This window comes from uncultured Microbacterium sp. (assembly GCF_964244775.1).
GTDB lineage: Bacteria > Actinomycetota > Actinomycetes > Actinomycetales > Microbacteriaceae > Microbacterium.
In genome coordinates, this window is the sequence record NZ_CAXTJR010000006.1 from 76,015 (window position 1) to 103,003 (window position 26,989).

Here is a 26,989-nt window from a genome sequence, read left to right on the forward strand (position 1 = left end):
TCCTATAAGAGAGGTCGTGCTCATGCTCGCCAATCGCAAGGCCCTTCGCCGGACGGCCCCCCTGTCGCTGGCCGTTTTGTCGCTTGCCGCGTTGTCGCTCGCCGGGTGCAGCACCCCGCCCTGGGAGACACCCGGCTCGTCGGCGACGCCGAGTGCATCGGTCTCTCCTGCGCAGCCCGTGCCCAACGACCTGTCGTCGGGTGCCACGGCGCGGTCGCTCACCACCGGTCCGCTCGCGGTCAGCATCAACTACTGGTCGACGCTGTCGATGGAGAAGTGGACTCCGGGGGCGCTCAAGCCGGTGAGCCTGTCACTCATCACGACCATCACGCCGAATGACGGCCAGAAGGTCTACCTGCAGCGCGCCTCGATGATCGCGACGCCCGCGTCGGCGACGCAGACTTTCGACCCGCTGAGCGCACAGGTCGACAGTGCGACGACGAACCCCGGATATCTCGTGCTCGACCCCTACAGCTACTCTCAGACGTTCACCGTGGGCCCGACGCTCGAAGGGGCGACGTACGTCACTCTCGACTTCACTTACGAGTTCCTCGTGCAGTCGACGCCGACTTCGAGCGAGTACGCGAAGCAGACGGCGACCGACACGATCACGGTGGCTATTGCGCCTTAGGGTTGCCGTTCGTCGTTGCTCGGCGACCTTGCCGATTCCTCCCCAGCCTGCTTTTGGAGGCCGGAGTCTCCACATGGCCTGCCATCCATGTTCGAATGTCTGTGGCTCCTGAGACTATGAAGCATGACATTCCTGGCCGAGCTCGACACCCGCGTCGCGACGCTCTCGTCGCGCGCCGAGCTCGACGTCGAAGCCGAACGTCTGCTCGATTCGCTGCGCGGGATGGACGACGCCGATGTCGTCGCGACGGCGGCCGCAGCATCCGATCTTCTGCACTGGGGCGAGCGGTTGCTGACGGTGACGGCCGCGGTGATCACCGAGCGGTCGGCGCGCGAGCGCGGGTCTGAGGGCATGGCGGCGGTGCGGGGGCATCGCACGCCGGCGTCGCTGGTGCAGTCGATTTCAGGAGGCACGCGCGCCGATGCCACGCGGGCGGTGCGGCTCGGCGAGTCGCTGATCGCGGGCGAGTCGGCCTCTGTGCCCGAACTCGAGGCCGAGGCTGCGGCGGCGCCGAAGCGGCCGTGGGATGACGTGCTGCGGCGGGCGATGCTCGAAGGGACACTCGCCCCGGCGCTGCTCGAGGCGATCATGCGCGGGCTCGGCCTTCCGCCCGAGTGCGATGACGCCGAGAGCACTGCGGCAGCACACGCGGTGTGGGCGCTGGCTGCCGAGCAGCTGGTGGCCGAGGCATCCGATCTTCCCGTCGAAGAGCTGGCGCGGCGAGCGCGGCAGGTGCGGGATGCTCTCGATCCGGCCGGCGTCGAAGACCGTTTCGCGGCGCGGTATGCGCAGCGGGCTTTCCGGATGTGGGTCGATGCCGACGGCAGGCACCATGCGCGGATCGCGTTCGACGACGAGGGCCATGCGTGGGCGCAGAGCATGATCGACGCGGCGTTGCGGCCGCGGCGCGGGGGTCCGCGGTTCGTCGACTCCGCAGAGCGGCAGGCGGCAGACGAGTTGTCGGCTGATCCTCGGACCAACGATCAGCTCACGTACGACCTCGTGATGGACGTGTGGCGTGCGGGCATGCTCGCGCAGGCGCCGGATGTGTTCGGAGCCCGCCAGCCGGGTGTGCGGATGATCGTCGTAGCCGGCGCGATCGGGCCGCGCGACGCGTTCGGGCGCCTGCTGGCCACCGCGCACCTCGAAGATGGTGGCGACGCGCTGCCCGGGTCGGTGCTCGAGCGGTCGCTCTGCTCGATCGGGTACGTCGAAGTCACCGTCGATTCGTGCGGCAATCCGCTCGACGTCGGTCGTGAGCAGCGCCTCTACACTCCCAAGCAGCGCGTGGCGATGGCAGCTCGCGATGGCGGATGCGTGTGGACCGGATGCTGCGTCCCCGCCTCCTACTGCGAAGCACACCACCTCGACCAATGGTGGCGCGATAAGGGCCGCACCGACATCGATCGAGGGGTACTGCTGTGCAGGTTCCACCACATGCTGCTGCACAACACGGGGGCGCGGATCACGCGTGAAGGTCTGGGGCCGTTCGTGCTGCATCAGCCCGGCGGGGCGCCACCGGTCGAGCTGAAATCGAGGTCGGCGGTGAAATGGGCGTGGGATCCGCCACCCCAGTCGAGCCGGGCCGGGTGGCGTGCCGCGTGACGGGCGCGCTCGCTCGCTCGCTCAGTGACCGGGCGGGGACGGGGTGGCGGCCCTGCTTCAGCGACCGGTAGCTCAGCGGACGGGTTCGGGTCGGCGGCCCGGCTTCAGCGACCGGTGGCTCAGCGAACGGGGGGCGGAGTGGCGGCACGGCTCCACCGATCGCCGCCCTGCAGCTGCGCCTGGTCGGCAGCAGCGGCGGCCTCGGCCAGCAGCGTCTCGTACGTGTGCACACCGGGCACCACTGCGACGATGCCGGCCGACGCCGATGTGCGGAGGCTGGTCGGAGCATCCTCTTGCACCGCCGCCGTCTCATTCAGCACGGTGCGCAGCAGTTCGCGCACCGCCGCAGGCGGCTGCGACGTGAAGACAGTGACGTGCCCCGGCGTGATCCGGCACAGGTCGACCTCGGCGGGTACGGCCGCGACGAGAATCCGCTCGAAGCGGGCGACCATCGTCGCGAACGCGGCCTCGCCGGTCGCCTCGCGCAGATCGAGGGCATCGTCGAGGCGGATGTCGATGAACGACCAGCTCTGTTCGTGGCGCGTGACCGCGCGCAGCAGCCGCTCGCGCACGATGGCGCGCATCAACGGCGGCGGATTGAATGCGTCGAGGGCGTCAAGGACGTCGTTCGCGCCCTGGCGCCGGTTGGCCAGGAACAGGAGGCTGACAGTGGCGCAGAGGATGTAGATCGTGCTGACCATCACGGCGCCGCGCACGAACAGCAGGTCGTACTGCGAGCTGACCGTCACGGCGCTGCCGGCGACCCCGACGGTGGCAAGCAGCAGCATGGCTGCGGATGCTGCGATCAGGGGAGTAGCGAACCGTGACCCGCGGAACTGACCGCCGAGCACCTCGGCAGCGCCGAGGGCGGAGCCGATGGCAGTCGCCAGGAACAACCACTGGAAGATCGAGAAACCGGCCGGATCAAGGGTTGTAAACGACAGGATCAGCACAGTTACGAGCGATTGCGCGAATCCGATCCACGGATAGGCACGCTTGCCGCGCATGGCCCGCAGGCCCGACCAGATGAGCATCGGCATGCCGAACGTGATCCCGATGCCGACCGGATGCAACAGCACGTCGGTGCCCATCGCCGCCGACGCGAGCGATCCGTATGACCCGAGGAGCGCCAGGATGAACCCGAGCGTCCACAGGAGCGTGGGCCTGCCCGGTCGACCCAGCAGCCCGAGCCAGATCATCAGGGCGACGCAGACCGTGACGGCCGTGGTCTGGCCGATGATGAGGTCGCTCGGTTCCGCAAGGGGCGCGGATTCTGCGAGCGCGTACGCGAGCTCACGCATCGGTCGTCGCCCCCTGCTGCTCGGGCTGCGCATCAGGCACCCACGGCTCGAGGGCTACCTCGATGGCCTGCGTCGTGGGCAGGATCACGGTGGCCGTCGTGCCGCGGCCCGGGGCGCTCACGACCTCGAGCGTGCCCTCGTGCTGCGCCACGAGCGATTGCACAATACCCATTCCGAGCCCCGTACCGGTGATGGTGCTGGCCTCGGCGGCCGCAGAGCGGAAGTACGGCTCGAAGATGCGCTCCACCTCGTGGGCCTCCATGCCCATGCCCGTGTCGGCGATGCGCAGCACCGCGACCGTCGCCGCGCCGTCGGCAGGCGCAGTGCCCTGGACAGACGCAGTGCCCCCGACCCCCGCATCCGCCGCCGGCTCGGTATAGACCTCCACCGTCACGCGCCCGCCTTTCGGGGTGTATTTGATGGCGTTGCTGAGCAGGTTGTCGGTCACTTGGCGCAGGCGGAACGCGTCGCCGTGCACGAGGACGGTGTCGGATGCCGCGAAATGCACCGCGACGCCGCCCGCTTCGGCGGAGGGGGCGAACGACTCCACCGAGTCGGACGCGACCTGAACGAGGTCGGTCCTGGTCATCGGCGTCTCTTCGATCTGCGCCTGGCGGCCCGCCGCCAGAATCTGCCCGGCGAGCTTCATCATGCGCTCGGCCGCCGTGTTGATGGCCGCGACCCGTTCGCGAACCTGCGTGCTGATGCCGCCGTCTTCCAGGACCAGGTCGGAGTACCCGATCACCGTCGTGAGGGGGTTGCGCAACTCGTGCGAGACGCGCGTGGCCAGGCTGTCGCGGGCGCGCTCGGCGCTCGACATCGCGGTGATGTCGTGGGCGATGAGCAGCGACTCGCCCGTCGCGAGGCCGTGGTCTTCGGGCAGGCGGAGCGCCGAGAGCGAGATGGCCCGCCACGAGCCGTCGGCGGTGAACAGCCAGGTCCGCTCGTCTTCGAACTGCTCGCCGCCGCGTGCCCGGGTGATCGGGCGCTGGATGTTGGTCAGGGGCGAGCCCTGAAACCCGTCGTACTCCACGGAACGCGGCGAGAACATCGCATCGGCGGGATTGATGTCGTAGAGCGTCTGGTAGGTGCGGTTCGCCTCGAGGATGCTGCCATCCGCCGACAGACGCACGACACCGACATCGATCGAGCCGAGCACCCGCGACATCTCGCGCTCCTGGCGGGTGGTGCGCGACAGCGTTTCGTTGAGCTTGGTGGCCTCGCGGCGCAGCAATCGCTTGAACGCGCGAGTCTGGCGGGCCGCCATGTGCGTGCTGATGGCGATGAAGGTCAGCGACAGGGCGACGATGATGAGCCGCAGCGTGCCGGTCGCGTTCTCCGGGCGCTGCGCCTCCTGCGCGAGCACCATGGCGGCGATCGTGCCGAGCGCGGTCCCCGTCGCCCACAGCGGGAAGTGCGATGCGATCCAGGTGATCGGGAACACCCAGAGGAACGCGAAGTCGATGGGGGTGTCACGGTTCATGATGCCGACCGCGATGATGTCCAGCAGCGGCACGATCAGCACCGTCCACGGCGGTAGCAGGTGCCACGGCACAGCGAGGGCCACCCCGGTGAGGATCACGACCGCCGAGACGCCGATCGTGAAGGTCACGAGCTCGAGTGTCTCGGGGGCGAGGGCCTGCACGAGCAGCACGATCACCACGACGACGATCGCCAGCAGCAGCTGCGACAGCCAGATGGAGTGAGTGCGGGTGCCGAGGGGCGCGGGCGTCGACATGCCGGTCACCTCCCCTGCATCGCCATGGCGCGACGCGACGCGGCACGGGCGCGCCGCGCGAAGCGACGCAGGTCGTGGGGCTCGGTGAAGATCACGCGCTCCACGAACAGGTCGGGGGCCTCAGTGGGGGCGGTGCGCGGCAGCATCCCCTCGTACATCTCCTGCATGCGGGAACGGATGCTGTCGAGCTCGACCATCACGCCGAACTCGATCGCGACGAGCACACCGGGCGCCGGGCGCCCGATGATGCTGCCGGCGGGCAGGCTGAGGCGCGTCGTCTCGGTGACGGCCGCACTGATCGCCTGCGCCCACGGGCGCCCGAACGCGGCGCGGTGAAGTGCGATATCGGGTACCGAGGTCGCGATCGCGGTGACCTCGCGGCGTTCGACGAGCAGCGCGGCGATCCAGTCGGTGAGGGCTTCGTTGCTCACGATTGTCGTGGATCGCTGCCCGCCGGTCCCGCGGCGGACGATGACGATCACGCCGGCCGTGATCACGGCCACCGCGGCGGCGGAGACGATGGAGGCGCCCCCCTGACCGAGGTACTGCATCAGGGTCGCCCGATCGCGCAGGGTGAACGTGGTGTCGGAGAGGTGCTCGAAGACGACCGGGGTGATCAGGCGCATGACGCAGTAGGCGGCGTAGAGACCCACGGTGCCGCCGATGAGCCAGGCGCCGAGCAGTCCGAGCCGCTCGCGACCTCGCACGCACGTCACCACCGTCAGCACGTTGAGCGCGGCGATGACGAGCAGCTTCACCGTCTGGCCCGCTTCGGGAGAGACGAAGAGCGTGACGGCGGCGACGCCGAACGACACGATCAGGATCGGCACCGCGAGCAAGCGCGAGTGGCCCGATGCGCGCCGCATCGCGGCCAACAGCAGCCCGGCCGCCAGCGGCATCGAGACGTCGCCGATCAGGAGCGGAACGAGGTTGGCGCCGTCGGTGCCCGCCATCGCATAGGCGAGGGTCGAGAGGGTGGCCGCAGATGCCGAGAGCACGGCGAGCAACGAGGTCGTCACCCACGACTCAGCGTTCGACGGGCCCTCGTCGGCGGTGCGAGAGCGCGCAGATCCGAGCACTAACGCCACGGCGATGCAGCATGCCACCGTCAGCGTGATCGTGTACAGCGTGACCATCGGCCGCCCCGCGATTCTTCGCTCACCATGCTCCTGGGGCACGTTCCCCGCCTTGCGCGAACCTTGAGGATTCGTTGCGGTCGCCTCAGAGAAGAACGAATGCTTTGACGAGGTCAGCATAGCAAGATGGGTTTCACGAGAGATGCTCCGCCATCCACCTCCGGTACGGGCTGATGATGCCCCGCATCCAGCTTTCCACTCCTCGCCACCATCACCTCCCACCGAGAGACTCGACATGACCATCACCCCCGACCCGGCCGCTGCCAGCCGCAGCGAGCTGGCTCTGCGCTCGCGCTCGAAGGCTGTTGTCGTGACCCCGCAGGAGCCGGTCTACGACCACGCGTTCCCCGAGGACTTCGATTCGGTGTTCGAGGGCACCTCGACCCAGCGGTCGACGATCGGATGCGTCATCCCGGCCTACAACGAAGAGGAGTCGATCGCCCAGGTGATCGAGGGCCTCCTGTCGCAGACCCGCGTCCCCGACGTGATCCACGTCGTCGTCAACAACACCACCGACAAGACTGTCGCGCTCGCCTCGCAGTATGCCGGGCCGCACGAGATCACGACCGAGCTCGGCGAGCAGTTCACCGAGGTGTTCGTCCACGACATCGGCAAGAACCCCGACAAGAAGGTCGGCGCGCTCAACTACGGCTACTCGCTCGTCGAGGGCTACGACTACCTGCTCGGCGTCGACGGCGACACGATCGCCGAACCGCACGCGGTCGAAAACCTCGAGACCGAGATCATCTCCGACACCCGCATCGGCGGCATCTCGGCGATCTTCACGATCGACAACACGCCGTTCAAGGGTCTCGCCTCGTTCCTGGTCAGCGGTCAGCGCTCGCAGTTCGCCGCGTTCAACCTTCAGAACCTGCTGCGCGGCCGCAACATGGCCGTGCTCGGCGGGCAGTTCTCGGTCTTCTCGACGCAGGCGCTGCGCGAGGTGATGGAGGCCAACCACCAGTCGACCCCGTGGGTGAAAGACAGCGAGGTCGAAGACTCGCTCCTCTCGCTCCAGATCAAGAGCGCCGGCTACCTCACCAAGATCAGTCCGATCGCCCGGGCCGACGTCGGCGGCATGACCACCCTGAGCAGCCTGGACGCGCAGCAGGTCAAGTGGACCTACGGCGCGATCGAGCTCATGTGGCCCGGTCAGCGTGGCGACACCAAAGGTCAGCCGTTCCACCCCAACCTGCGGATCCGCTGGTTCGAGAACTTCGGCATGCTGACCAACCTGTTCGTGCGCGTCGCGTTCATATTGCTGCTGGCCGGTTCGCTCGCGCTGGGCGCGTTCGTCTTCTCGCCGATCTGGCTCATCCCGATGGCCATGGCGGTGTTGCTGAACCTCCGCATGGCGATGACGATGAAATCGCGCACCCGCAAAGACATCATGTTCGCGCTGCTGATCGTTCCCGCCGAGGTCTACATGTGGATCCGCCTGTCGCACTTCCTCCGCGCCTGGACCCGCTTCCTCTCGAAGAAGAAGGTCGACAATTGGGCCATGCAGGCTAAGGCGGAGAAGGGCGGCGGCATGGGCCACTGGGCCCCGTACATCGTGGCGATCGCCGTGGCCGTGGCGCTCGCAGTGATCTGGATGCTGCTCGGGCCGACAGTCCAGTCGACGATCCTCTACATCGGATGGCCGATCGTCGGTGTCGTCACCGTGCTGCAGACCCTGATGATGACCACCAAGCTGTTCCGCCGCCAGCACGGATACAAGGTCTGAGCCGGCACGCAGAAGAATCGCTCGCAACCGCGCGGAGTCTCTTACTCGGGGGAGGAATGAGGCGACTGCAGCGTCACACCGGGGGAGGTGTGGCGTCGGAAGTGAGTCGGTAACCGACACCCCGTACGGTCTCGATGAACCGAGGCTGTACGGGGTTGTCGCCGATTTTGCGACGCAGATTCGTCATGTGCGCCTCGATCGCGCGCTTGTCGGCGTCTCCGACGAAATAGGTCGTCACATACGACTCGCCGCGCAGCACGAGCGTGAGATCCGCCTTGCTCCGCACGCGCCGGCGCGATTCCATGAGCGCTGCCAGAAGATCGAACTCGGTGCGGGTGAGATCCACCTCGCTGCCGTCAATCAGCACGATCCGGCTGTCGAGATCCAGCCGCATGTTGCGGTGCACGAGCCAGTCGCCGTCGCCGTGGTCGATCACGCCGATCGAGCCCGAATCGCCGAACGCACCGCGCTCCTGCGGCCCCGAGCTGGACGGCACGACGAGGGGCGCCTGCGTGCCCGCCGATCGCTGGGTGGCGGCGCTGATCTCGGACGTGCTGATGCTCGCCGTCGCCGTCGACGGGCGCGCTCCGGGGAAGGAGGGCCCGGCGCTCTCCTGCGTGCGCACGGGAGTCGAGGCGGGGGCGCCGCCGGCACGCGGCCGACGCAGCATCGCTTCGACGCGCGCGCGGAACTCGCGGGGGCGGAACGGCTTGGTGATGTACTCGTCTGCACCGGCGCTCAGGCCCAGCACGACATCCGCCTCTTCGCCCATCGCGGTGATCATGATGATGTACGTATCGCTCTGGGCGCGGATGCGCCGAGCCGCCTCGATGCCGTCGAGGCCGGGCATGTTCACGTCGAGCGTCGTGATCAGTGGCTGATACGAGAGGACGGCGCGGATGCCGTCGATGCCGTTGCCGACCGAGACGGTCGAGAAGCCGGCCGCTTCGAGCACCTCGACGAGGAGGTGGCGCAGATCGGCGTCGTCCTCGACGATCACCGCGGTGCGCCCTGGAGGGCTCGTATCGGTCATTCAGATGCTCCAATCAAGCAAGTTCGGCGCCGGGGGAGGCTTGGGCTGTGAGGCCCACCGCTGAAAGGCAAGGGAGTGCTGGAACTCGAATTCTTGCACACCTGTGTCACGCAGGTAGCCGTGTCCCCCAGGTGGTGGACACGGCTCAGCGAGCCGCCTGGCGGGTCAGTTCGACCGCGGATTGTGCCCACCAGGCGCCGGCTTCCGGGCCGCCGTTGCACGTGCCGTCGCTCTCGCCCGGAGGCTTGATCCACAGGTTGATGTCGACGACGTCGTCGCCGGTGGTGCCACCGGTCTCGCCGACCAGACGCCCTGCCGGATTGCACCATTGCCCGTTCGATCCCGCGCCGTTGCGCGAGGTGTCGATCACGGCATGGGCTCCGCCCAGGAGCGCCGACACCTCGTGCGCGTACGCGATCTCGCTGTCGAGGGAGTTGTAGTTCGACACGTTGGTGGCGAAGCCGCGCACCCGGTCGACGCCGGCCTGTCGCAGCAGCCCGGCCATCTGATCTGCAGGCAGCCACGTCGAGTGGCCGCCGTCGAGGTAGACCCACGTGTTGTCGGCGACGAGGTCGTCGATCGCGGCGCCCAGCTGCTCGACGCGTGCGTCGACGTTGCCGCACTGGGGCGCGAGGGCGAGCGAGTCGGGTTCGAGCACGACGATGGTCGTGACCTCTGGCGCAGCCTTCAGTGCGGCGCCGATCTCGGCGGTCCACGTCGCATAGTCGGCCGGGGCGAGTCCGCCGGCCGAGTACTGCTCGCAGTCGCGTTCGGGCAGGCCGTAGACCACGATCGTCAGCGCCGCATCAGCCGTTCTGGCCTCTGCAAGGAGCGCCGTGACGGCGGGGCCCACCGCGCCGATCCCGGTGTCTTCCGGAGTCAGCCACACCGCCGTGGGCTGGGCGGCGAGGTAGGCGGCGGCGGCTGCAGCATCCGTTCCCTCCTGTGCCGACGCGGATGCTGTGGCCGCCCCGGTGTCGGAGGGCACCAGGAGCGCCATTCCGGGGTGCGGAGTCTTCGTCGCGGCAGGCTGCGAGCCGGCCGCGATCGCGCCGATCACGATCGCGCTGACGACGAGGATCGCGACGGCGGCGGCGGCGACGACGACGGCGATGACGATCCAGCGCCCGCGGCGGCGCGGCCGCTTCTGCGGCGCAGGCGCCCAGGCATAAGTGGGTGCCTGCCCGTCCGGCTCGCCGATCGTCGTCATCGCGACTCCTAGGGTCGGCCCATGCCGTAGTACGTCCAGCCCGCAACGCGCCAGGCGGCAGCATCCAATCCGTTGCGTCCGTCGATGACGATGCGGCCGGTGGCGAGCGACGCGGCGTGGGCGGGATCGAGTTCGCGGCGGTACTCGTCCCATTCGGTGACGAGGATAATGACGTCGGCACCGCGGATGGCCTCGTCGCGGTCTTCGACGTAGTTCAGCTGCGGGTGGAGGCGGCGGGCGTTCTCGATCGCGGCCGGGTCGGTGACCGTGACCCAGGCGCCGAGGCCGTGGAGGCGGACGGCGACATCGAGGGCGGGCGAGTCGCGCACGTCGTCGCTGTGCGGTTTGAAGGCGGCGCCGAGCACGGTGATGTTCTTCTTGAAGACGGCTCCGTCGAGGGATGCGACGACCAGTTCGACCGCGCGCTCGCGGCGGCGGAGGTTGATCGCGTCGACTTCGCGCAGGAACGCGACCGATTCGCCGCGGCCGAGCTCTTCGGCGCGTGCCGCGAACGCGCGGATGTCTTTCGGCAGGCAGCCGCCGCCGAAGCCGATGCCCGCGCCGAGGAAGCGACGGCCGATGCGCGCGTCGTGGCCGATCGCGTCGGCGAGCTGGGTCACATCGGCGCCGGTGACCTCGGCGATCTCGGCCATCGCATTGATGAACGAGATCTTGGTGGCCAGGAACGCGTTGGCGGCGACCTTGACGAGCTCGGCCGTGGGCCGGTCGGTGACGATGAACGGCGTGTTCTTGGCCACGGCGGGGTGGTAGACCTCGCGCAGGATGTCGGCGGCGCGCTCGCCGGCGGCGTCGGGCGTGCCGGTCGCGGGGTCGATCGTGACGCCGACGACGAGGCGGTCGGGGTCGACGGTGTCTTGGACGGCCCAGCCTTCGCGGAGGAACTCGGGGTTCCAGACGAGGGTCGCGCCGGTCGCCTCGATGCGCGGGGCGAGCTCGGCGGACGTGCCGACGGGCACGGTCGACTTGCCGGCGACGATGTCGCCGTCGCTGAGGTGGGGGAGGAGGCCGTCGATCGCGGCGTTCACGTACGTGAGGTCGGCGGCATAGCCGTCTTTCTGCTGCGGGGTGCCGACCCCGACGAAGTGCACCTTCGCCCCCTGGGCAGCCGACATGTCGGTCGTGAAGGTCAGGCGCCCCGAGGCGATGCCGTCGGTGAGGATCTGCTGCAGCCCGGGCTCGAAGAACGGAGCCTCGCCCCGGCTCAGGGTCTCGATCTTGCGTGCGTCGACGTCGATGCCGACGACGTCGTGCCCGATGGATGCCATGGCCGCCGCGTGCACGGCTCCCAGATACCCACACCCGATGACCGACATGCGCATGAAAGCTCCTCGATTGCTGGTGATGAGTCTCCTTACTACCAGAGTCGTGTTTCGAGACAGGTGCGCGGGTGGCTCGATGACGCCCCCGATAGGCTCGGCCCGTGGACGAAGCCGAACAGATGGCGCACCAGCTCGAGCGGATGATGGGCGACCCCATCGCCGATTCGGTGCAGGGATTCGTGCGCGTCGTCGAGGTGAGCGAGCCGCAGGGCCGCTTCGGCTACCTCACGTGCACGCTTCGGCTCGCGACCGAGGCCGAGGGCATTCCCGAGACCTTCGTCGACACCGAGATCGCCACACGGCTCAAGTGGTGGCCGAAGGTGGGGCAGCGCCTGCCGGCGCGCATCGCGAAGGCGCAGCCCGACCGGGTCGACGTCAACTGGGATGCGCTGGCGCCGCGGGGCGAGCGCTGAGCCCCGAGGGCGGCGTCACCGCAGCGACGCCGGATCGTGGTCGTTCCAGTTCTGCACCGACTGCAGCACCCAGAACGCCAGGAACAGCCCGAGCGCGACCACCTCGCCGATGAGCACGCCGTACACCTCCCCGAACCGCACTCGCCCGAACATCGCCAGCAGCAGCACATCGATCACCAGCGCGATCGCGATCACGATGTACGACACCCGCAGCCATCGCGGGACGGGCCGGGCGCCCGACGGCCAGAACGCCTCGACGAACGCGACCGCCGCGATCAGCGCGAAGAAGACGGCCGCTGCGACGTAGTGGGTCCACTGCAGGAACTGCGCGCGCCACAGCCCCCACGCCAGGCCGACCCCCAGCAGCACGATGACGGCGACGGCGAGCGACAGCATCCCTCCCGCACGATCCACCTGCCCGAAGGCGATCAGCACGGACGCGAGCACCACGATCAGCCCGCCGACGATGAGGTAGGTGATGACGCCGTTGTCGACGCCCGCCGCGTAGGGAGCAGGTACGCACGCGCTCGCGCAGTCGACCTCGACACCCGGCACCGCGCCGGGCGAGATGACGGTCGGCACGATCGCGATGAGCGGCACGAACAGGGCGGCCGCGTCGAGCAGCGCGCGCTGGATGCCTCGACCCGAGAGCGCGAAAAGGCAGGCGGATGCTGCGATCAGCGCTCCCACGAACATCGTGCGCGCGGGGGTGTAGGCAAAGTGGCTGATCGAGCGGAGCACCCCGGACTGCGGGACCTCGACCGCCGCCGCGACGAGGATGACGACCACGGTGAGCGCGATGGCGATCCGCAGGTAGCGGTAGGTGCGCTGCAGCGAGGTGGTCGTCGGGCCGAAGCTCATGCGCCCCACGATCCCCGAGGGCGAGGGAAAAGTGAAGCGGCCCGGGGATCTGGGGGAGCCACGGGCCGCTCTTCCGCTGATCCGGTAACCCGATTACCTTGATCGTGCGGGCGAAAGAGAGCAATCTGGGGGATGCCCTCTGTGCAACCATAGATCGGCGTGCGCGTTCTGTCTGTCCCCACTTCGGTGGACATTCTGCGTTGTGCGTTGGTTCGGGGGATCTCGATACGCTCGCAAGCTCGCTACTCGATCACCGCGGGGCGGGCGGGCGCTCGCTACTCGATCACCGCGGAGCGGGTTTGGCCGCAGCATCCCGATGCCGTAGGATTGACCCTTGGTGTCTGCGCCCTGCTGGCCAGCACTGCGAACGTGAGCCCTCCACTGGCGTGTTCCACCGCGATTGCGGAGAACCACCCCGGAGCGGGATTCACGAACATCTCCGTTCGAATCAAGAAAGCAGCACTATTGTGACGCGCACGTACACCCCCAAGGCTGGCGAAGCCCAGCGCGAGTGGCTGATCATCGACGCAACCGACGTCGTTCTCGGCCGGCTCGCAAGCCACGCGGCGGCACTGCTCCGCGGCAAGCACAAGGCGACCTTCGCCAACCACATGGACATGGGCGACTTCGTCATCATCATCAACGCCGACAAGGTGGCGCTGACGGGACAGAAGCTCCAGAAGAAGAAGGCCTACCGCCACTCCGGTTACCCGGGCGGCCTCAAGTCGGTCACCTACGAAGAGCTCCTCGCGAAGAGCCCCGAGCGCGCCGTCGAAAAGGCGGTGCGCGGCATGCTTCCGAAGAACAGCCTGGGCGCTCAGCAGCTCAGCAAGCTCAAGGTCTACCGCGGCGCGGAGCACCCCCACGGTGCGCAGCTGCCCAAGGCCTTCATCCTCGACCAGGTCGCCCAGTAAGCGCCTCCCAGACTGACTAAGGACATACTCGTGGCGAAGATCACTGATTCCGTCGACAGCACTGTTGACGACACCACCGAAGCACCCGAGAGCTACTCGACCGAGACCCCGGCCGACCAGGAAAGCGTGGGCGCCCCGCGCCCCGTGCTCAGCGTTCCCGGCGCAGCCGTGGGTCGTCGCAAGCAGGCCATCGCCCGCGTGCGCATCATCCCCGGCTCCGGCACCATCACGGTGAACGGCCGCACGCTCGAGGACTACTTCCCGAACAAGCTCCACCAGCAGCTCATCAACGACCCGTTCACAGTCCTCAACCTCGCGGGCTCATACGACGTCATCGCCCGCATCTCGGGTGGTGGCCCCTCGGGCCAGGCCGGCGCGTTGCGGCTCGGCATCGCCCGTTCGCTGAACCAGGTCGACGAAGAGAACAACCGCGCGACCCTGAAGAAGGCCGGATTCCTTTCGCGCGACGCGCGCGTCAAGGAGCGCAAGAAGGCCGGTCTCAAGAAGGCGCGCAAGGCTCCTCAGTACTCGAAGCGCTGATCGGCTCCGTTCCGATGCCGCTGTTCGGCACGGACGGTGTGCGGGGGCTGGCCAACGGCCCCCTCACCGCCGACCTCGCACTCTCCCTGGCCCAGGCGGCAGCCGTCGTCCTGGGCCAGGGGCGTACCGCCGAGGCGCGTCGCGCCGCGGGCAAGCGGCTCACCGCCGTCGTCGCCCGCGATCCGCGTGTCTCGGGTGAATTCCTGTCGGCAGCCGTCTGCGCAGGCCTCGCCTCATCCGGCGTCGACGTGCTCGAAGCCGGCGTGCTGCCCACGCCCGCGCTCGCGTTCCTGATCGCCGACCACGACGCCGACTTCGGCGTGATGGTCTCGGCATCCCACAATCCTGCGCAGGACAACGGCATCAAGATCTTCGCGCGCGGCGGAGTCAAGCTCCCCGACATCGTCGAGCAGCGCATCGAAGCCGCGCTCACCGGACCCAAGCTGCAGCCCACCGGAGCAGCCGTCGGCCGCATCCGCCGCTTCGCCGATGCCGAAGACCGCTACGTGGTGCACCTGCTCGCGTCGCTGCCGCATCGCCTGGACGGGATCCATGTGGTGCTCGACTGCGCGCATGGCGCAGCATCCGGAGTCTCTCCCGAGACATTCCGCGACGCAGGCGCGCGCGTGACGGTCATCGGCGCCGACCCCGACGGCTGGAACATCAACGACGGGGTCGGATCCACCCACCTCGACGTGCTTTCGGCCGCGGTCCTCGCGCACGGCGCCGACGTCGGCATCGCCCATGACGGCGACGCCGACCGCTGCCTCGCGGTCGATGCGACCGGGAAGATCGTCGACGGCGACCAGATCATGGCGATCCTCGCCGTGGCGATGAAGCAGCGCGGGCACCTGGCCTCGGACACGCTCGTGGCCACCGTCATGAGCAACCTCGGCCTGCATCGGGCGATGGTCGATCACGGCGTCCGCGTGCTCCAAACCGCCGTCGGCGACCGTTACGTGCTCGAGGAGATGAACGCCGGCGGGTACTCGCTGGGCGGGGAGCAGTCGGGCCACGTCATCATGAGCGAGTTCGCCACCACAGGTGACGGCCTGCTCACCGGCCTGCACCTCGTGTCAGAGATGGCCCGCACCGGCTCGTCGATGGCCGAGCTCGCGTCGATCATGACGGTCTACCCTCAGGTGCTCATCAATGTGCGCGATGTGGATCGTACGCGTGCGGCGACCGATGAGGCAGTGGCGGATGCTGTCGCCACAGCCTCCGCCGCGCTCGGCGATTCCGGACGCGTCCTGCTGCGGGCCTCGGGCACCGAGCACCTGGTGCGAGTGATGGTCGAGGCTGCCGATGTCGACGCTGCCCAGGCGCACGCCGACGCTCTCGCCGCGGTCGTGCGGGAGCGGCTCGCGCTCTAGCCGCAGGCGCTGTAGCCGCACGCGCTGTGACCGCGAGCGCTGTGACCGCAATGCACCCTCACCGAGGGTGCATTGCGGGGGTCGAGGGTGCATTGCGGGGGGTGGGGTGGTCAGTCGACCGTCTCGAGGTAGCGGAAGAGCACGCCCTCGCGCAGCGCCCACGGGCTCACTTCGAGCTGCTCGACATCCAGCGCCTTCATCGCGGCGTGCAGCACGACCGCGCCGCCCACGATCTGGAACGTCCGCTCGGGCGTGATGCCCGGCAGCTGCTGGCGCGCATCGGCCGGCATCGCCGCCATGCGCGGGATCCAGCTCTTCAGCGCCGCCCGGGTCAGCACGAGGCGGTCTTCATCGGCCCAGCCCGGCTGCACGGTTCCCGCCAGGCGCGCGAGCGAGCGGATCGTCTTGGACGAGCCGACGACATGATCGGGAGTCGGATGCTCCGCCATCGCGTCGCGGACGACCGCGAGCTGCTCGCCGGCGTACACGCGGAGCCTGCGCAACTGGTCCTCCGACGGCGGGTCGTCCGGGAGGAACCCCACAGTGACGCGACCGGCGCCGAGCGGCACCGACAGGGCGACATCCGGGACCTCGTTCGCCCCCACGGCGACCTCGAGCGAGCCGCCGCCGATGTCGAGCATCAGGATGTCGCCGGCCGACCACCCGAACCAGCGGCGGATGGCCAGGAACGTGTACCGCGCCTCGCCCGGTCCGTCCAGCACCTGCAGCGGAACGCCGGTGAGGGCCTCGATGCGGCTGATCACCGCGGGGCCGTTCGTCGCTTCGCGCAGCGCCGAGGTGGCGATCGTGAGGAACGCCTCGACCCCCTCGGCCTCCGCGGCCGCGCGGGCCTCGGCGGCAGCATCCTCCAACGCGGCGATGCCGATGTCGTTGATGGCGCCGTCGGCGTCGAGGAAGCGCATGAGCCGCAGCACTTGCCGGAACGACGTCGAGGTGACCGGCCGCACCCCGGGGCGCGCGTCGGCGACGAGCAGGTTCACGGTGTTGGAACCGATGTCGAGGACTCCGAGGCGCACGTCCTGATCGTACCGGGGCCGGTTGGGCGTCTGTCGTCGCGGGTCACCCGACCGGCGGAGCACAGGGTGTGAAGATCGCCTTCACGAATGCCGCGGACTGGTACAGATACTGGTGCACCCAGTCGATGGGGCGGAGGTGTTCGTCGATTCCGACCACGGTCACCCGCCCCGGGTAGCACTTCGCGAAGATGTACCGGGTGCGTGCGACGTGCGGGGTGAAGGTGATCACGATCGTGCTCTTCACGTCGTGCTCGCGAGCGTAGGCGGTCAGCATCGCCGCCTCGCCCTTCGTCGTGAACGGCAGCGGGCTCTCGCAGGTCACCGCGAGGTTGGCGCAGATACTCAGGTCGGCCGCCGACCGCTCGCCCTCGGGTGACACCGAGATGAGGGCGGCGTCGGCGCGACCATCGCGGCGCAGCTGCTCTTCGTACGCGATGCGCGCCGGGGTGGGGGGCCCGATCACGTAGATCAGGTCGGCGTCATCCACCTGTCCCACCGGCGGGAAGACGTACAGCGGCAATCCGGCGAGTGCGAACAACACGATGCCGGCGACGGCGGTGAGGAGCGCTGCGGGGATGCTTCGCGCGGCCCTCGTGTCTCTCCATCGCACGATCGAGTTCATCCCTCCACGTTTCGCGGGGACGACGACGGCCACGTACCCGCCCATCGTAGAGGGTTCGGGTAGCCGGGCCGGGCGGGGGCGGGGCGGAGCGGAGTGGGGCCGGGCGCAGCATCCTTCACCCGATACGATGGCGCGATGGCCGCCGAAGACGCCGCGACGGCGGCTCCGCCCGCGCACTCCCTCTACCGCGAGATCGATCGTGCCGAGTGGGCGCGCATGGCCGCCGGCATCCCGCAGCCGCTGACCGAGACCGAGGTCGTGCAGCTGCGCGGATTCGGCGACCGCCTCGACCTCGCCGAGGTGCGCGAGGTCTACCTCCCGCTCAGCCGTCTGCTCAGCCTCTATGCGATCTCGAACAAGCGGCTCGGCGTCGAGACGAGCGCCTTCCTGACCGAGCCCGACACGACGACACCGTTCGTGGTGGCGGTGGCCGGCTCGGTCGCGGTCGGCAAGTCGACGATCGCGCGCCTGCTGCGCGAGCTGATGAGCCGGTGGCCCGACACGCCCCGGGTCGAACTCGTGACGACCGACGGATTCCTCTACCCCAATGCCGAGCTCGAGCGGCGCGGGATCATGGACCGCAAGGGCTTCCCCGAGTCGTACGACCGTCGGGCGCTCTTGTCGTTCCTGACCGAGGTCAAAAGCGGTGCACCCGAAGTGCACGCGCCGTTCTATTCACACATGAAGTACGACATCGTGCCCGATGCGCACGTCACGGTGCGCCGACCCGACGTCGTGATCATCGAGGGACTCAACGTGCTCGCCCCGCCGCCCGCGCCCAACGATGTGGCGGTGAGCGAGCTGTTCGACTTCTCGATCTATGTGGATGCGGCGACCGATCACATCGCTGCGTGGTTCGTCGACCGGTTCCTCGCGCTGCAGCGCGGCGCCTTCAACAACCCGAGCTCGTTCTTCAACGTGTTCGCGCACCTGTCGGAAGACGAGGCGGTCCAGACTGCGCTCGGCTACTGGACCGACATCAACCTCCCGAATCTCGAGGAGAACGTGCTGCCGACCAGGCACCGCGCGACCCTCGTGCTGCAGAAGGCCGCCGACCACGCGGTGCAGCGCGTGCTGCTGCGGAAGGTGTAGCCGAACCCCGGCACTACCGTCGCGCGGGGCGCCAGGCCGCCGCATCCGTCCGCATTTCGCGTGAGACACCACTTGCGCGACGAGACATCATGCGAGGCGTGGTGTCTCAGCGTGGATGTGATGTGTCGCGGGCGGGATGCGGGGGACCCGGTGTCGCTGAGCACAGCCCTTTTCGTTCAGGAGCCTTGCATACCCTGCCTCGTACCATGGAGGCCATGTGCGGAATCGTGGGATATGTCGGGCCTCGTCAGAGTGAGAGCATCCTGCTTGCGGGGCTGGCGCGACTGGAATACCGCGGGTACGACTCCGCCGGCATCGCCGTGATCGACGGCGACGGGCACCTCGGGATGCGCAAGCGCGCCGGCAAGCTCAAGGTCCTCCGCGAGGACCTCACGGCCCACCCGCTGCCCGACGGCACGACAGGCATCGGTCACACCCGCTGGGCGACCCACGGCGGACCCACCGACGGCAACGCCCACCCGCACCTCGCCGACGACGACAAGCTCGCGCTGATCCACAACGGCATCATCGAGAACTTCGCCGAGATCAAGGCCGAGCTGGTCTCCGAGGGCTACACGTTCCACAGCCAGACCGACACCGAGGCAGCCGCGATCCTGCTCGGCCGCGAGTACCACGCCGCGGGCGAAGACCTCGAGGCGGCATTCCGGGCCGTGGTCAGCCGGCTCGACGGCGCTTTCACGCTCCTCGCGATGCATCAGGATCACCCGGGCCTGGTCGTCGCCGCCCGCCGCAACTCACCGCTGGTGATCGGGCTCGGCGAGGGAGAGAACTTCCTCGGCTCGGACGTCGCCGCGTTCGTCGAGCACACGCGCAGCGCGCTCGCCATCGGCCAGGACCAGATCGTCGCGATCACGCCGGGCGGCGTCACGGTCACCGACTTCACCGGCGAGCCCGTCGAGGTCGAGCCGTTCGAAGTGCTGTGGGATGCTGCGGCCGCCGACAAGGGCGGCTGGTCGAGCTTCATGGCCAAGGAGATCAGCGAAGAGCCCGAGGCGGTCGCCAACACGATCCGCGGGCGCATCCGCGACGGGCAGGTCGTCATCCCCGAGCTGGACGGCCTGGACGAGCTGTTCGCCGGCATCCACCGGGTCATCATCATCGCGTGCGGCACGGCCGCCTACGCCGGGCAGGTCGGCAAGTACGCGATCGAGCAGTGGGCGCGGGTGCCCGTCGACGTCGAGCTCGCCCACGAGTTCCGCTACCGCGATCCGGTGATCGGCGATGACACGCTCATCGTCTCGATCAGCCAGTCGGGCGAGACCATGGACACCCTCATGGCCGTCAAGTACGCGCGCGAGCGCGGCGCTCGGACCCTGTCGATCTGCAACACGCAGGGTGCGACGATTCCCCGCGAGTCGGACGCGATCGTCTACACGCACGCCGGGCCCGAGGTGGCCGTCGCCTCGACGAAGGCGTTCGTCGCCCAGGTCACCGCGCTCTACCTGCTCGGCCTGCATATCGCACGCGTGCGCGGATCGCTCGGCGCGACCGAGGCCGCGCAGCACGTGCTCGAGCTGGAGAGCATCCCCGACAAGATCCGCCAGATCCTCGACGGCGAGCAGGAGCGCATCGAGCAGCTCGCGCACTGGATGGCCGACACCCGCTCTGTGCTGTTCCTCGGCCGCCACGTCGGCTACCCGATCGCCATGGAAGGCGCGCTCAAACTCAAGGAGCTCGCCTACATCCACGCCGAAGGATTCGCCGCAGGCGAGCTCAAGCACGGGCCGATCGCCCTCATCGAGCCCGGTCAGCCGGTGTTCGTCATCGTGCCGTCGCCGCGCGGGTCGGCGGTCCTGCACCCGAAGGTCGTCTCGACGATCGAGGAGATCCGCGCACGCGGAGCCCGTGTGATCGCGATCGCCGAAGAAGGGGATGCTGCAGTCCTGCCGTATGCCGACGAGGTGCTGCGCATTCCGCTGGCCGGGCCCCTGTTCGAGCCGCTCCTGGCCGTCGTGCCGCTGCACATCTATGCGATGGGCCTGTCCACGGCCAAGGGCCTGGACGTCGACCAGCCCCGCAACCTCGCGAAGTCGGTCACGGTCGAATAGCGGGCGTTGGCGCGCCCCGGCGGTCGGGTCGAGACCGAAACCGGCGTGCGGCGTCGGCTGCGCGGATCTCGATACGCTCGCTGGCGCTCGCTACTCGATCACCGCGGTCAGGGCTCGCTGGCGCTCGCTACTCGATCACCGCAGCCCGCGTCGGCGATAGGGTGGCGTCGTGCGCACACCTGGACGACCATGATCGTCGGCATCGGCGTCGACCTCGTCGACATCCCCCGGTTCGAGCGCTCGATCACCCGCACGCCGCGGCTGCTCGAGCGGCTCTTCTCTCCCGCCGAGCGCGTGCTCCCCTCGCGCTCGCTGGCCGCGCGCTACGCCGCGAAAGAGGCGCTGATCAAGGCGCTGGGCGGCTCGGACGGTGTGCACTGGACTGAGATCGAGATCACCCCCGAGGCGTCCGGACGCCCGTGGTTCACCCTCACCGGGTCGACGGCCGCGGTGATCGAAGAGCGGGGGATCTCGAGCATCCATCTGTCGATGAGTCATGACGCAGGCCTGGCCACCGCCTACGTCGTCGCGGAGTCGACCGGCGGGGGGCCCGTCGCATGAGCCGCCTGCCGGACGGCGTGATGCGCGAGGCGACGATCGACGTCGGCGCGATCACCGCGAACGTGCGCCAGTTGCGCAGGCTCACCGAGTCGGAGATCATCGCCGTCGTCAAGGCCGACGGCTATGGTCACGGCGCGGTCCGGTCGGCCGTCGCTGCACTCGCCGGCGGCGCGAACCGCCTCGGCGTCGCCGATATCACCGAGGCGCTGGCGCTGCGCCGTGCCGGCATCAGCGAGCCGATCCTCGCCTGGCTGCACGCCCCCGGCGCATCGTTCGCCGAGGCCGCCGGCGCCGGCATCGAGCTGGGCATCTCGACCTTCGATCAGCTCCTCGCGGCGGCGGCCGCAGCATCCCATGATCGTCCTGTCGGTGTGCATCTCAAGCTCGAGACCGGCCTGTCGCGCAACGGCATCGCGCCCGCGGACTACCGCGTCGTCTTCGCGGAGGCGGCGCGCCTCGAGCGGATCGGCAAGCTCCGCGTCATCGGGCTGTTCAGCCACCTCTCCAATGCGACGCCCGACGATGATCGCGCCGCGCTGCGGAGGTTTCACGAGGGGGCCGGGGTCGCCGCATCCGCGGGGCTCGCGCCGCCGTTACGGCACATCGCCGCGACGCACGCCGCGCTCGCGCTGCCGGAGGCACGGCTGGGCTGCGTGCGGATCGGGATCGGGCTGTACGGACTGTCTCCGTTCGCCGACCGCACACCGGCAGACCTCGGGCTGCGCCCAGCGATGACGGTGCGCGCCGCGGTCTCGGCCGTGCGGCGCGTGGGCCCGGGCCAGGGGGTGTCGTACGGCTACGACTACCGGACCGACCGCGAGACCACCCTCGCGCTCGTGCCGCTCGGCTACGCAGACGGGATGCCGCGGCAGGCTTCGGGCGCAGGCCCGGTGATGATCGGCGGACGCACGTTCCGGGTGGCCGGGCGCATCGCGATGGACCAGTTCATCGTCGACGTCGGCGACCACCCCGTGGCGGTCGGCGAAGAGGCCGTGGTGTTCGGCGACCCGACGCTCGGCGTCCCGTCGGCGGACGCATGGGCGGACGCCGCCGGCACGATCAACTACGAGATCGTGACGCGCATCGGGCCGCGGGTGACGCGCCGGCAGGTCTCGGCGTGACGTTTCGGGGCGGTTCAGTCGGCTTGCCGTTGACAACTCCGGCCGAATCGGCTTGGCCCGCGTGGACCACCGCTATTTTCCGCGCCGCGGGTGAGGTGCCCGGAGGATTCCACCGGAGTTGTCACCGCGAAGCGGTCGAGCTGTGAGCCTCGACGCTCTGCTCGGCACGCACGATGTGGCGACGGCGGCCGACATGGAGGCGTGGGGCGAGCAGATCGGACGGATGCTGCGCCCCGGCGACCTCGTCGTGCTCACCGGGCCGCTCGGCGCGGGCAAGACGACCCTGACCCGCGGGATCGCCGCCGGGCTCGATGTGCGCGGACCGGTGCAGAGCCCGACGTTCGTCATCGCGCGCACCCACCCGTCGCTCGTCGGCGGCCCGTCGCTCGTGCACGTGGACGCGTACCGCCTGGGCTCGGCGCTCGAGCTCGACGACCTCGACATCGACGTCGAGTCGTCGGTGGTCATCGTCGAATGGGGGCGGGGCATGGTCGAGGGCCTCCGCGACACCTGGTGGGAGATCGAGCTGGAGCGCCCGGTCGGCGGGGCCGACAGCGCCCGCGGCGACGTGTCGCCCGTGACGCATGACCTCGATGCCGACGTTCCGCGGGTCGTGACCCTCAGCCGGCAGCCGTAACGACCTTGGGTGCCGGGGTGGACGCTGCCGGCTCCGCCGCGCGGCGCCGCATGCCCGCCAGCGCCGAGATCACGGCGAGCACCGCGGACGGGCGCTCGAGGTGGGCGAAGTGGCCCGCGTCTTGGAGCGCGACCTCGTGGAAGCCCGGGATGAACGCGGCGAAGGTCGCCGCATCCGTCGCCCCGGCGAAGACGTCGACGACGCCGCGCACCGCGCCCACCGGGCAGGTGATGCGGCGCCACGTCGACAGGTCGTAGCTGCCGGCGAGGGCAGCCGCCCGGGCGAACGATGCGGGGCGCAGCTCGCCGGCGAGCGCGTCGATGACCGACCCGTGGATGGTCGAGGGATGCGCGAACAGGGGAGCCGACAGCGCGCGCAGCGCGCCGAAGCGATGCAGCGTCCGCACCAGCGCGCGCCCGATGGGCCCGAGAGCGGCGAAGAGGCGCATCGTCAGCAGCATCCCGGCGAACGGGGCGAGGCGGATTCCGCCGCGCACAGGGCGCCGCACCGCGTCGACCACGCCCGCACCGCTCGGCGAGACGAGCGCGACGCTCAGGGTCGCGGACGGGGCCGCGGCGGCGAGATCGAGCGCGATGAATCCGCCGAGCGAGTGGCCGACGACGCGCCAGGAGGTGTAGCCGAGGGCGCGGGCGAGCTCGATGATCGCCGACGACACGTCGCGCACCGACACCCCCTCCGGCAGTGGCCCGCTCTCGCCCCACCCGGGTAGGTCGGGGATGATGAGGTCGCTCAGCGGTGAGCTCACGCGGTCGGATGCGGCGACCAGGGGCGTCCAGGTCGTCCATGAGCCGGCGGCCCCGTGCAGCAGGATCGTCGCGGTGGTCGAGCCCGGCCGACGGCGCCCCGCCCGCACGACGATCCGCCCGAGCGAGGTCGGCACGACCACGCGCCGGAGCGCGAGCGTGCGTTCGCGGTCGGTGAGCGCGGGGGATCGGCGGGTGGCGGGCATGCCGGTTGTTCGGCGCCGAGCCCGCACCGGTTTGCCGGTCCCCAATGCACCCTCGGCGTTCGGAGTGCACCCTCGTCGAGGGTGCATTGCGGGGATCGAGGGTGCATTGCGGGGATCGAGGGTGCATTGCGGGGCTCGACTACCCTGGATGTGTGACCTCCGCGATCTTGAGCATCGACACATCGATCGGGACGGCCGTCTCGGTCGTCGAGTCCGACGGCATCGTGCTCTCGGTCGCCTCGAGCCCGAACCCGCTCGGTCACGCCGAGGCGATCGGCGGGCTGCTCGTGCGGGCGCTGGCCGAGGCATCCGTCACCGCCGACCGTATCGAGTATGTCGCCGCGGGCATGGGCCCGGGCCCGTTCACCGGCCTGCGCGTCGGGATCGCCGCCGCCCGCACCTTCGCCCAGGGCCGGGGCGTGCACGTCGTGCCGGTCGTCAGCCACGACGCGATCGCCCTCGAGGTGCTGCTCGCCGATGCGCTGACGGATGCCGAGACCGCCCGATTCGCCGTGGTCACCGACGCGCGGCGGCGCGAGTTCGCGTACTCCGTGTACGACGGCATCGACGATGACGGTCTTCCGGTCCGCTCGGTCGGCCCGGAGCTCATCGCGCGCGACGGCCTCGACGCACGCCTCGCCGAACTCGGTGCCCGGCGCCAGGATGCTGCGGCGGTGCCCGCCGCGCTGGTCGGACTCGCCGCGGCGCGCGCGCTCGCCGCGGGCCGCACGATCGGGCCCGACCACGCGCTCTACCTGCGCTCGCCCGACATCACCGCGCCCACCGGGGCGAAGCGCGTGTCGACCGGGCCCAACCGCGTGTCGACCGGGCCCAAGCGGGTCACCCCATGAGCCTCCGCGCGGCGACCCCCGCCGACCTCGGGGCGATCATGGCGCTGGAGCGCGCCTCGTTTCCGAGCGACGCCTGGTCGGAGGCGATGATGCGCGAAGAGCTGGCCTCCCCCCACAGCTGGTACGTGATCGACGAGCTCGCCGGCAGTGTCGTCGGGTACGCAGGCCTGCGCGCACCGCGCGGATCGCGCGACGCCGACGTGCAGACGATCGCGATCGCCGAGGCATCCCGAGGTCGCGGCCGCGGTCGGGCGATGCTGAACGCCCTTCTCGAAGAGGCCTCGGCGCGCGGCGTGCAGGAGGTCTTCCTCGAGGTGCGCGACGACAACGCGGTGGCCGAGGCGCTGTACGCGTCTGAAGGGTTCGCCGAGATCGGCCGCAGGCCCCACTACTACCAGCCCGACGACGTCGATGCGATCGTCATGAAGCTCGACCTGCGCGGGTGGGCACACGCCCGGGCGGACATCTCGAAGGATGAGCAGGCCCCGGGCGCCGGATCCGGGCCTGTGGAGCCACTCGGGCCCCAGGCATCCTCCGGAAGGTTCGGGGATGCTGCCTCCCCCGCCGGAGCGTGCACGTGAACCGCGACGAACCCCTGGTCCTCGGCATCGAGACGAGCTGCGACGAGACCGGCATCGGCATCGTCCGGGGCCGGACGCTCCTGAGCAACACGATCGCCAGCAGCATGGACGAGCACGCCCGGTACGGCGGCGTCGTGCCCGAGGTCGCGGCCCGCGCCCACCTCGAGGCGCTGCAGCCGGCGATCGCGGCGGCGCTGGCCGAGGCATCCGTGTCGCTCCAAGATCTCGACGCGGTCGCCGTCACGAGCGGCCCGGGCCTCGCGGGGGCGCTCATGGTCGGGATCGGGGCCGCGAAGGCGCTCGCCGTCTCGCTCGACCGGCCGCTGTATGCGGTCAATCACCTCGTCGGCCATATCGCCGCCGACATCATCGCCCCGGATCGGATCGCCCCAGACCGGATCGCCCCGGACAGGATCGCTGCAGCCGCGCCACCCCTGGAGTACCCCACGGTCGCGCTGCTGGTCAGCGGCGGGCACACCTCTCTGCTGCTCGTGCGCGATCTGACGACCGACGTCGAATTGCTCGGCGAGACGGTGGACGATGCCGCCGGCGAGGCGTTCGACAAGGTCGCGCGCCTGCTCGGACTGCCCTACCCCGGTGGCCCGGAGATCGATCGGGCGGCCCGCGATGGCGACCCCCAGGCGATCCCCTTCCCGCGCGGGCTGTCCCGCGCGTCCGACATGGCAAAACACCGCTACGACTTCTCGTTCTCGGGGCTCAAGACCGCCGTCGCCCGCTTCACCGAACAGCAGGAGGCCGCCGGGGTGCAGGTGCCGGTGGCGGATGTCGCGGCGAGCTTCCGCGAGGCCGTCGTCGACGTGCTGATCACGAAGGCCCTCGACGCCTGCGCTCGCTTCGAGGTGCCTCGCCTGCTCCTCGGCGGGGGCGTGATCGCCAACCGGCGCCTGCGCGAGGTCGCAACAGAGCGGGCGGATGCTGCCGGCATCGCCCTCCGGATCCCCCCGCTGTCGCTGTGCACCGACAACGGCGCGATGATCGCGGGGCTCGCCGCCGAGCTCATCAGGTCGGGCCGGGCGCCCTCGACGCTCGCCTTCGGCGCGGACTCGACCCTTCCGGTCACCGAGATCCAGGTCGCCGAAGACCTCGACGCGGGGGTGTCGCCGTGAGCGATCCCGACGCCGTGCCGGATCGGCCGGTCATCCCGCCCCTGCCCGCTCCGGCCCGCCTCGATCCTCCTCTGGTCGAGAGCCGCGGAGCCGACGTCGAGGTGGCGGCCGAGACATCCGTGCTCCCGGGCGCGCACCGCGGTGGGTTCTCACGACTCTTCACCGCTCCGGTCGGCATCGCCGAGCAGGCTCGCGCCGACGCCGATGCCGACGCACCGGGCGGCTGGGAAGCGGTCGAGCCCCCGCCCATCTATCGCGGTATCGCCGGGTGGGCGCTCGGGTTCTCGATCGTCGGGCTGATCGCGTCGCTGTTCGTCGGCTGGGGCTTCCCGGTCGGCCTCGTCGGGATAATCGCGGCGATCGTGTCGCTGCGTCGCCCGGTCGAGAGCCGCGCCGTCGCGGTCTGGGCGCTCGTGCTGGGCGGCGTGTCGGTGCTCTACAGCGCCGGCTGGCTGGCCCGGGCCGCGATCCAGCTGCAACAGCTCTCCGCCTGACCCCGC

The 26,989-nt window shown here is 69.8% G+C and carries 26 protein-coding genes; 16 read left to right on the forward strand and 10 right to left on the reverse strand.

What is annotated here, in order from left to right; all coding sequences use genetic code 11:
* The first annotated feature begins 22 nt into the window (after positions 1-22).
* Together ACFE6Z_RS11640 and ACFE6Z_RS11645 are read left to right on the forward strand one after the other, a co-directional pair.
* Positions 23-631 (forward strand): hypothetical protein, encoded by a 609-nt coding sequence (locus ACFE6Z_RS11640; RefSeq protein WP_375385921.1) that lies wholly within the window; start codon positions 23-25, stop codon positions 629-631.
* A 123-nt stretch (positions 632-754) separates the two neighbouring features.
* Positions 755-2,236 carry an HNH endonuclease gene (locus ACFE6Z_RS11645; protein WP_375385853.1) on the forward strand — a complete coding sequence of 494 codons (1,482 nt, stop codon included), beginning with the start codon at positions 755-757 and terminating at the stop codon, positions 2,234-2,236.
* Positions 2,237-2,355: 119 nt separating this feature from the next.
* Here ACFE6Z_RS11645 and ACFE6Z_RS11650 read toward each other — a convergent pair whose 3' ends face one another.
* From ACFE6Z_RS11650 to ACFE6Z_RS11660, 3 genes are read right to left on the reverse strand one after another with little or no spacing between them, the layout of a single operon-like run.
* Positions 2,356-3,537 (reverse strand): hypothetical protein, encoded by a 1,182-nt coding sequence (locus ACFE6Z_RS11650; RefSeq protein WP_375385854.1) that lies wholly within the window; start codon positions 3,535-3,537, stop codon positions 2,356-2,358.
* The gene (locus ACFE6Z_RS11655; RefSeq protein ID WP_375385855.1) at positions 3,530-5,275 is read right to left on the reverse strand and encodes a sensor histidine kinase; all 1,746 of its coding nucleotides are present in this window, start codon (positions 5,273-5,275) and stop codon (positions 3,530-3,532) included. The genes ACFE6Z_RS11650 and ACFE6Z_RS11655 overlap by 8 nt, the downstream gene beginning before the upstream one ends.
* Positions 5,276-5,280: 5 nt before the next feature.
* Complete coding sequence (locus ACFE6Z_RS11660) at positions 5,281-6,411, reverse strand: hypothetical protein (RefSeq protein WP_375385856.1); 1,131 nt, start codon at positions 6,409-6,411, stop codon at positions 5,281-5,283.
* A gap of 235 nt (positions 6,412-6,646) precedes the next feature.
* On the opposite strand from ACFE6Z_RS11660, the gene ACFE6Z_RS11665 reads away from it, so the two are divergent.
* Positions 6,647-8,137 carry a glycosyltransferase family 2 protein gene (locus ACFE6Z_RS11665; RefSeq protein ID WP_375385857.1) on the forward strand — a complete coding sequence of 497 codons (1,491 nt, stop codon included), beginning with the start codon at positions 6,647-6,649 and terminating at the stop codon, positions 8,135-8,137.
* A gap of 73 nt (positions 8,138-8,210) precedes the next feature.
* Here ACFE6Z_RS11665 and ACFE6Z_RS11670 read toward each other — a convergent pair whose 3' ends face one another.
* The 3 genes from ACFE6Z_RS11670 to ACFE6Z_RS11680 all read right to left on the reverse strand — a co-directional run bounded on the left by ACFE6Z_RS11670 (position 8,211) and on the right by ACFE6Z_RS11680 (position 11,720).
* Positions 8,211-9,170, reverse strand: coding sequence for a response regulator transcription factor (locus ACFE6Z_RS11670; RefSeq protein ID WP_375385858.1), 960 nt, complete (start codon positions 9,168-9,170; stop codon positions 8,211-8,213).
* A gap of 145 nt (positions 9,171-9,315) precedes the next feature.
* Positions 9,316-10,380, reverse strand: a complete 1,065-nt coding sequence (locus tag ACFE6Z_RS11675; protein WP_375385859.1) for a glycoside hydrolase family 6 protein — start codon at positions 10,378-10,380, stop codon at positions 9,316-9,318.
* 8 nt (positions 10,381-10,388) lie between these two features.
* Positions 10,389-11,720, reverse strand: a complete 1,332-nt coding sequence (locus tag ACFE6Z_RS11680) for a UDP-glucose dehydrogenase family protein (RefSeq protein ID WP_375385860.1) — start codon at positions 11,718-11,720, stop codon at positions 10,389-10,391.
* A gap of 101 nt (positions 11,721-11,821) precedes the next feature.
* Between ACFE6Z_RS11680 and ACFE6Z_RS11685 the strand changes: the two genes are divergently transcribed.
* Complete coding sequence (locus tag ACFE6Z_RS11685; protein WP_375385861.1) at positions 11,822-12,133, forward strand: hypothetical protein; 312 nt, start codon at positions 11,822-11,824, stop codon at positions 12,131-12,133.
* A gap of 15 nt (positions 12,134-12,148) precedes the next feature.
* On the opposite strand, the gene ACFE6Z_RS11690 is transcribed toward ACFE6Z_RS11685, so the two are convergent.
* Positions 12,149-12,994, reverse strand: a complete 846-nt coding sequence (locus ACFE6Z_RS11690; RefSeq protein ID WP_375385862.1) for a hypothetical protein — start codon at positions 12,992-12,994, stop codon at positions 12,149-12,151.
* A gap of 467 nt (positions 12,995-13,461) precedes the next feature.
* On the opposite strand from ACFE6Z_RS11690, the gene rplM reads away from it, so the two are divergent.
* Genes rplM through glmM form a run of 3 tightly spaced genes read left to right on the forward strand, consistent with a single transcriptional unit; the run spans position 13,462 to position 15,821 of the window.
* The gene (gene rplM, locus ACFE6Z_RS11695; RefSeq protein WP_375385863.1) at positions 13,462-13,908 is read left to right on the forward strand and encodes a 50S ribosomal protein L13; all 447 of its coding nucleotides are present in this window, start codon (positions 13,462-13,464) and stop codon (positions 13,906-13,908) included.
* A 30-nt stretch (positions 13,909-13,938) separates the two neighbouring features.
* Positions 13,939-14,448 (forward strand): 30S ribosomal protein S9, encoded by a 510-nt coding sequence (gene rpsI / locus ACFE6Z_RS11700; protein ID WP_375385864.1) that lies wholly within the window; start codon positions 13,939-13,941, stop codon positions 14,446-14,448.
* A 14-nt stretch (positions 14,449-14,462) separates the two neighbouring features.
* A complete protein-coding gene (gene glmM, locus ACFE6Z_RS11705; RefSeq protein ID WP_375385865.1) occupies positions 14,463-15,821 on the forward strand; it encodes a phosphoglucosamine mutase in 1,359 nt (452 codons plus the stop codon).
* Positions 15,822-15,931: 110 nt separating this feature from the next.
* On the opposite strand, the gene ACFE6Z_RS11710 is transcribed toward glmM, so the two are convergent.
* Both ACFE6Z_RS11710 and ACFE6Z_RS11715 read right to left on the reverse strand, forming a co-directional pair.
* Positions 15,932-16,858, reverse strand: a complete 927-nt coding sequence (locus tag ACFE6Z_RS11710; protein ID WP_375385866.1) for a Ppx/GppA family phosphatase — start codon at positions 16,856-16,858, stop codon at positions 15,932-15,934.
* A gap of 43 nt (positions 16,859-16,901) precedes the next feature.
* Positions 16,902-17,480 (reverse strand): YdcF family protein, encoded by a 579-nt coding sequence (locus ACFE6Z_RS11715; protein WP_375385867.1) that lies wholly within the window; start codon positions 17,478-17,480, stop codon positions 16,902-16,904.
* Positions 17,481-17,615: 135 nt separating this feature from the next.
* Between ACFE6Z_RS11715 and coaA the strand changes: the two genes are divergently transcribed.
* The 5 genes from coaA to tsaE all read left to right on the forward strand — a co-directional run bounded on the left by coaA (position 17,616) and on the right by tsaE (position 22,960).
* Positions 17,616-18,572, forward strand: a complete 957-nt coding sequence (gene coaA / locus ACFE6Z_RS11720) for a type I pantothenate kinase (RefSeq protein ID WP_375385868.1) — start codon at positions 17,616-17,618, stop codon at positions 18,570-18,572.
* Positions 18,573-18,787: 215 nt separating this feature from the next.
* Positions 18,788-20,641: a glutamine--fructose-6-phosphate transaminase (isomerizing) gene (gene glmS, locus ACFE6Z_RS11725; RefSeq protein ID WP_375385869.1), complete on the forward strand. Its 1,854-nt coding sequence runs from the start codon at positions 18,788-18,790 to the stop codon at positions 20,639-20,641.
* A gap of 189 nt (positions 20,642-20,830) precedes the next feature.
* Positions 20,831-21,202 (forward strand): holo-ACP synthase, encoded by a 372-nt coding sequence (locus tag ACFE6Z_RS11730; protein WP_375385870.1) that lies wholly within the window; start codon positions 20,831-20,833, stop codon positions 21,200-21,202.
* Entirely contained in the window at positions 21,199-22,323 is a 1,125-nt protein-coding gene (alr, locus tag ACFE6Z_RS11735; RefSeq protein ID WP_375385871.1) for an alanine racemase, read from the forward strand. Before ACFE6Z_RS11730 ends, alr begins: the two co-directional genes overlap by 4 nt.
* 193 nt (positions 22,324-22,516) lie before the next feature.
* A complete protein-coding gene (gene tsaE, locus ACFE6Z_RS11740; protein WP_375385922.1) occupies positions 22,517-22,960 on the forward strand; it encodes a tRNA (adenosine(37)-N6)-threonylcarbamoyltransferase complex ATPase subunit type 1 TsaE in 444 nt (147 codons plus the stop codon).
* Here tsaE and ACFE6Z_RS11745 read toward each other — a convergent pair.
* The gene (locus tag ACFE6Z_RS11745) at positions 22,944-23,930 is read right to left on the reverse strand and encodes an alpha/beta fold hydrolase (RefSeq protein ID WP_375385872.1); all 987 of its coding nucleotides are present in this window, start codon (positions 23,928-23,930) and stop codon (positions 22,944-22,946) included. The two genes, tsaE and ACFE6Z_RS11745, sit on opposite strands and share 17 nt — an antisense overlap.
* A gap of 152 nt (positions 23,931-24,082) precedes the next feature.
* On the opposite strand from ACFE6Z_RS11745, the gene tsaB reads away from it, so the two are divergent.
* The 4 genes from tsaB to ACFE6Z_RS11765 are packed head-to-tail and all read left to right on the forward strand — an operon-like array spanning position 24,083 to position 26,983.
* A complete protein-coding gene (tsaB, locus tag ACFE6Z_RS11750; RefSeq protein WP_375385873.1) occupies positions 24,083-24,781 on the forward strand; it encodes a tRNA (adenosine(37)-N6)-threonylcarbamoyltransferase complex dimerization subunit type 1 TsaB in 699 nt (232 codons plus the stop codon).
* Positions 24,778-25,362, forward strand: a complete 585-nt coding sequence (rimI, locus tag ACFE6Z_RS11755) for a ribosomal protein S18-alanine N-acetyltransferase (RefSeq protein WP_375385874.1) — start codon at positions 24,778-24,780, stop codon at positions 25,360-25,362. The genes tsaB and rimI overlap by 4 nt, the downstream gene beginning before the upstream one ends.
* Positions 25,359-26,489, forward strand: a complete 1,131-nt coding sequence (gene tsaD, locus ACFE6Z_RS11760; protein ID WP_375385875.1) for a tRNA (adenosine(37)-N6)-threonylcarbamoyltransferase complex transferase subunit TsaD — start codon at positions 25,359-25,361, stop codon at positions 26,487-26,489. Before rimI ends, tsaD begins: the two co-directional genes overlap by 4 nt.
* Entirely contained in the window at positions 26,486-26,983 is a 498-nt protein-coding gene (locus ACFE6Z_RS11765; protein ID WP_375385876.1) for a hypothetical protein, read from the forward strand. Before tsaD ends, ACFE6Z_RS11765 begins: the two co-directional genes overlap by 4 nt.
* The last annotated feature ends 6 nt before the right edge of the window (positions 26,984-26,989 follow it).

Coding starts and splice junctions, on each gene's coding strand:
- ACFE6Z_RS11645 (WP_375385853.1), top strand. CDS start 755: ATGACATTCCTGGCCGAGCTCGACACCCGCGTCGCGACGCTCTCGTCG.
- coaA (WP_375385868.1), top strand. CDS start 17,616: ATGGCCGCCGAAGACGCCGCGACGGCGGCTCCGCCCGCGCACTCCCTC.
- glmS (WP_375385869.1), top strand. CDS start 18,788: ATGTGCGGAATCGTGGGATATGTCGGGCCTCGTCAGAGTGAGAGCATC.
- rimI (WP_375385874.1), top strand. CDS start 24,778: ATGAGCCTCCGCGCGGCGACCCCCGCCGACCTCGGGGCGATCATGGCG.
- ACFE6Z_RS11730 (WP_375385870.1), top strand. CDS start 20,831: ATGATCGTCGGCATCGGCGTCGACCTCGTCGACATCCCCCGGTTCGAG.
- alr (WP_375385871.1), top strand. CDS start 21,199: ATGAGCCGCCTGCCGGACGGCGTGATGCGCGAGGCGACGATCGACGTC.
- ACFE6Z_RS11690 (WP_375385862.1), bottom strand. CDS start 12,994: ATGAGCTTCGGCCCGACGACCACCTCGCTGCAGCGCACCTACCGCTAC.
- ACFE6Z_RS11680 (WP_375385860.1), bottom strand. CDS start 11,720: ATGCGCATGTCGGTCATCGGGTGTGGGTATCTGGGAGCCGTGCACGCG.
- ACFE6Z_RS11745 (WP_375385872.1), bottom strand. CDS start 23,930: ATGCCCGCCACCCGCCGATCCCCCGCGCTCACCGACCGCGAACGCACG.
- glmM (WP_375385865.1), top strand. CDS start 14,463: ATGCCGCTGTTCGGCACGGACGGTGTGCGGGGGCTGGCCAACGGCCCC.
- ACFE6Z_RS11670 (WP_375385858.1), bottom strand. CDS start 9,170: ATGACCGATACGAGCCCTCCAGGGCGCACCGCGGTGATCGTCGAGGAC.
- ACFE6Z_RS11650 (WP_375385854.1), bottom strand. CDS start 3,537: ATGCGTGAGCTCGCGTACGCGCTCGCAGAATCCGCGCCCCTTGCGGAA.
- ACFE6Z_RS11655 (WP_375385855.1), bottom strand. CDS start 5,275: ATGTCGACGCCCGCGCCCCTCGGCACCCGCACTCACTCCATCTGGCTG.
- ACFE6Z_RS11715 (WP_375385867.1), bottom strand. CDS start 17,480: ATGAACTCGATCGTGCGATGGAGAGACACGAGGGCCGCGCGAAGCATC.
- ACFE6Z_RS11640 (WP_375385921.1), top strand. CDS start 23: ATGCTCGCCAATCGCAAGGCCCTTCGCCGGACGGCCCCCCTGTCGCTG.
- ACFE6Z_RS11665 (WP_375385857.1), top strand. CDS start 6,647: ATGACCATCACCCCCGACCCGGCCGCTGCCAGCCGCAGCGAGCTGGCT.
- ACFE6Z_RS11675 (WP_375385859.1), bottom strand. CDS start 10,380: ATGACGACGATCGGCGAGCCGGACGGGCAGGCACCCACTTATGCCTGG.
- ACFE6Z_RS11660 (WP_375385856.1), bottom strand. CDS start 6,411: ATGGTCACGCTGTACACGATCACGCTGACGGTGGCATGCTGCATCGCC.
- tsaE (WP_375385922.1), top strand. CDS start 22,517: ATGGAGGCGTGGGGCGAGCAGATCGGACGGATGCTGCGCCCCGGCGAC.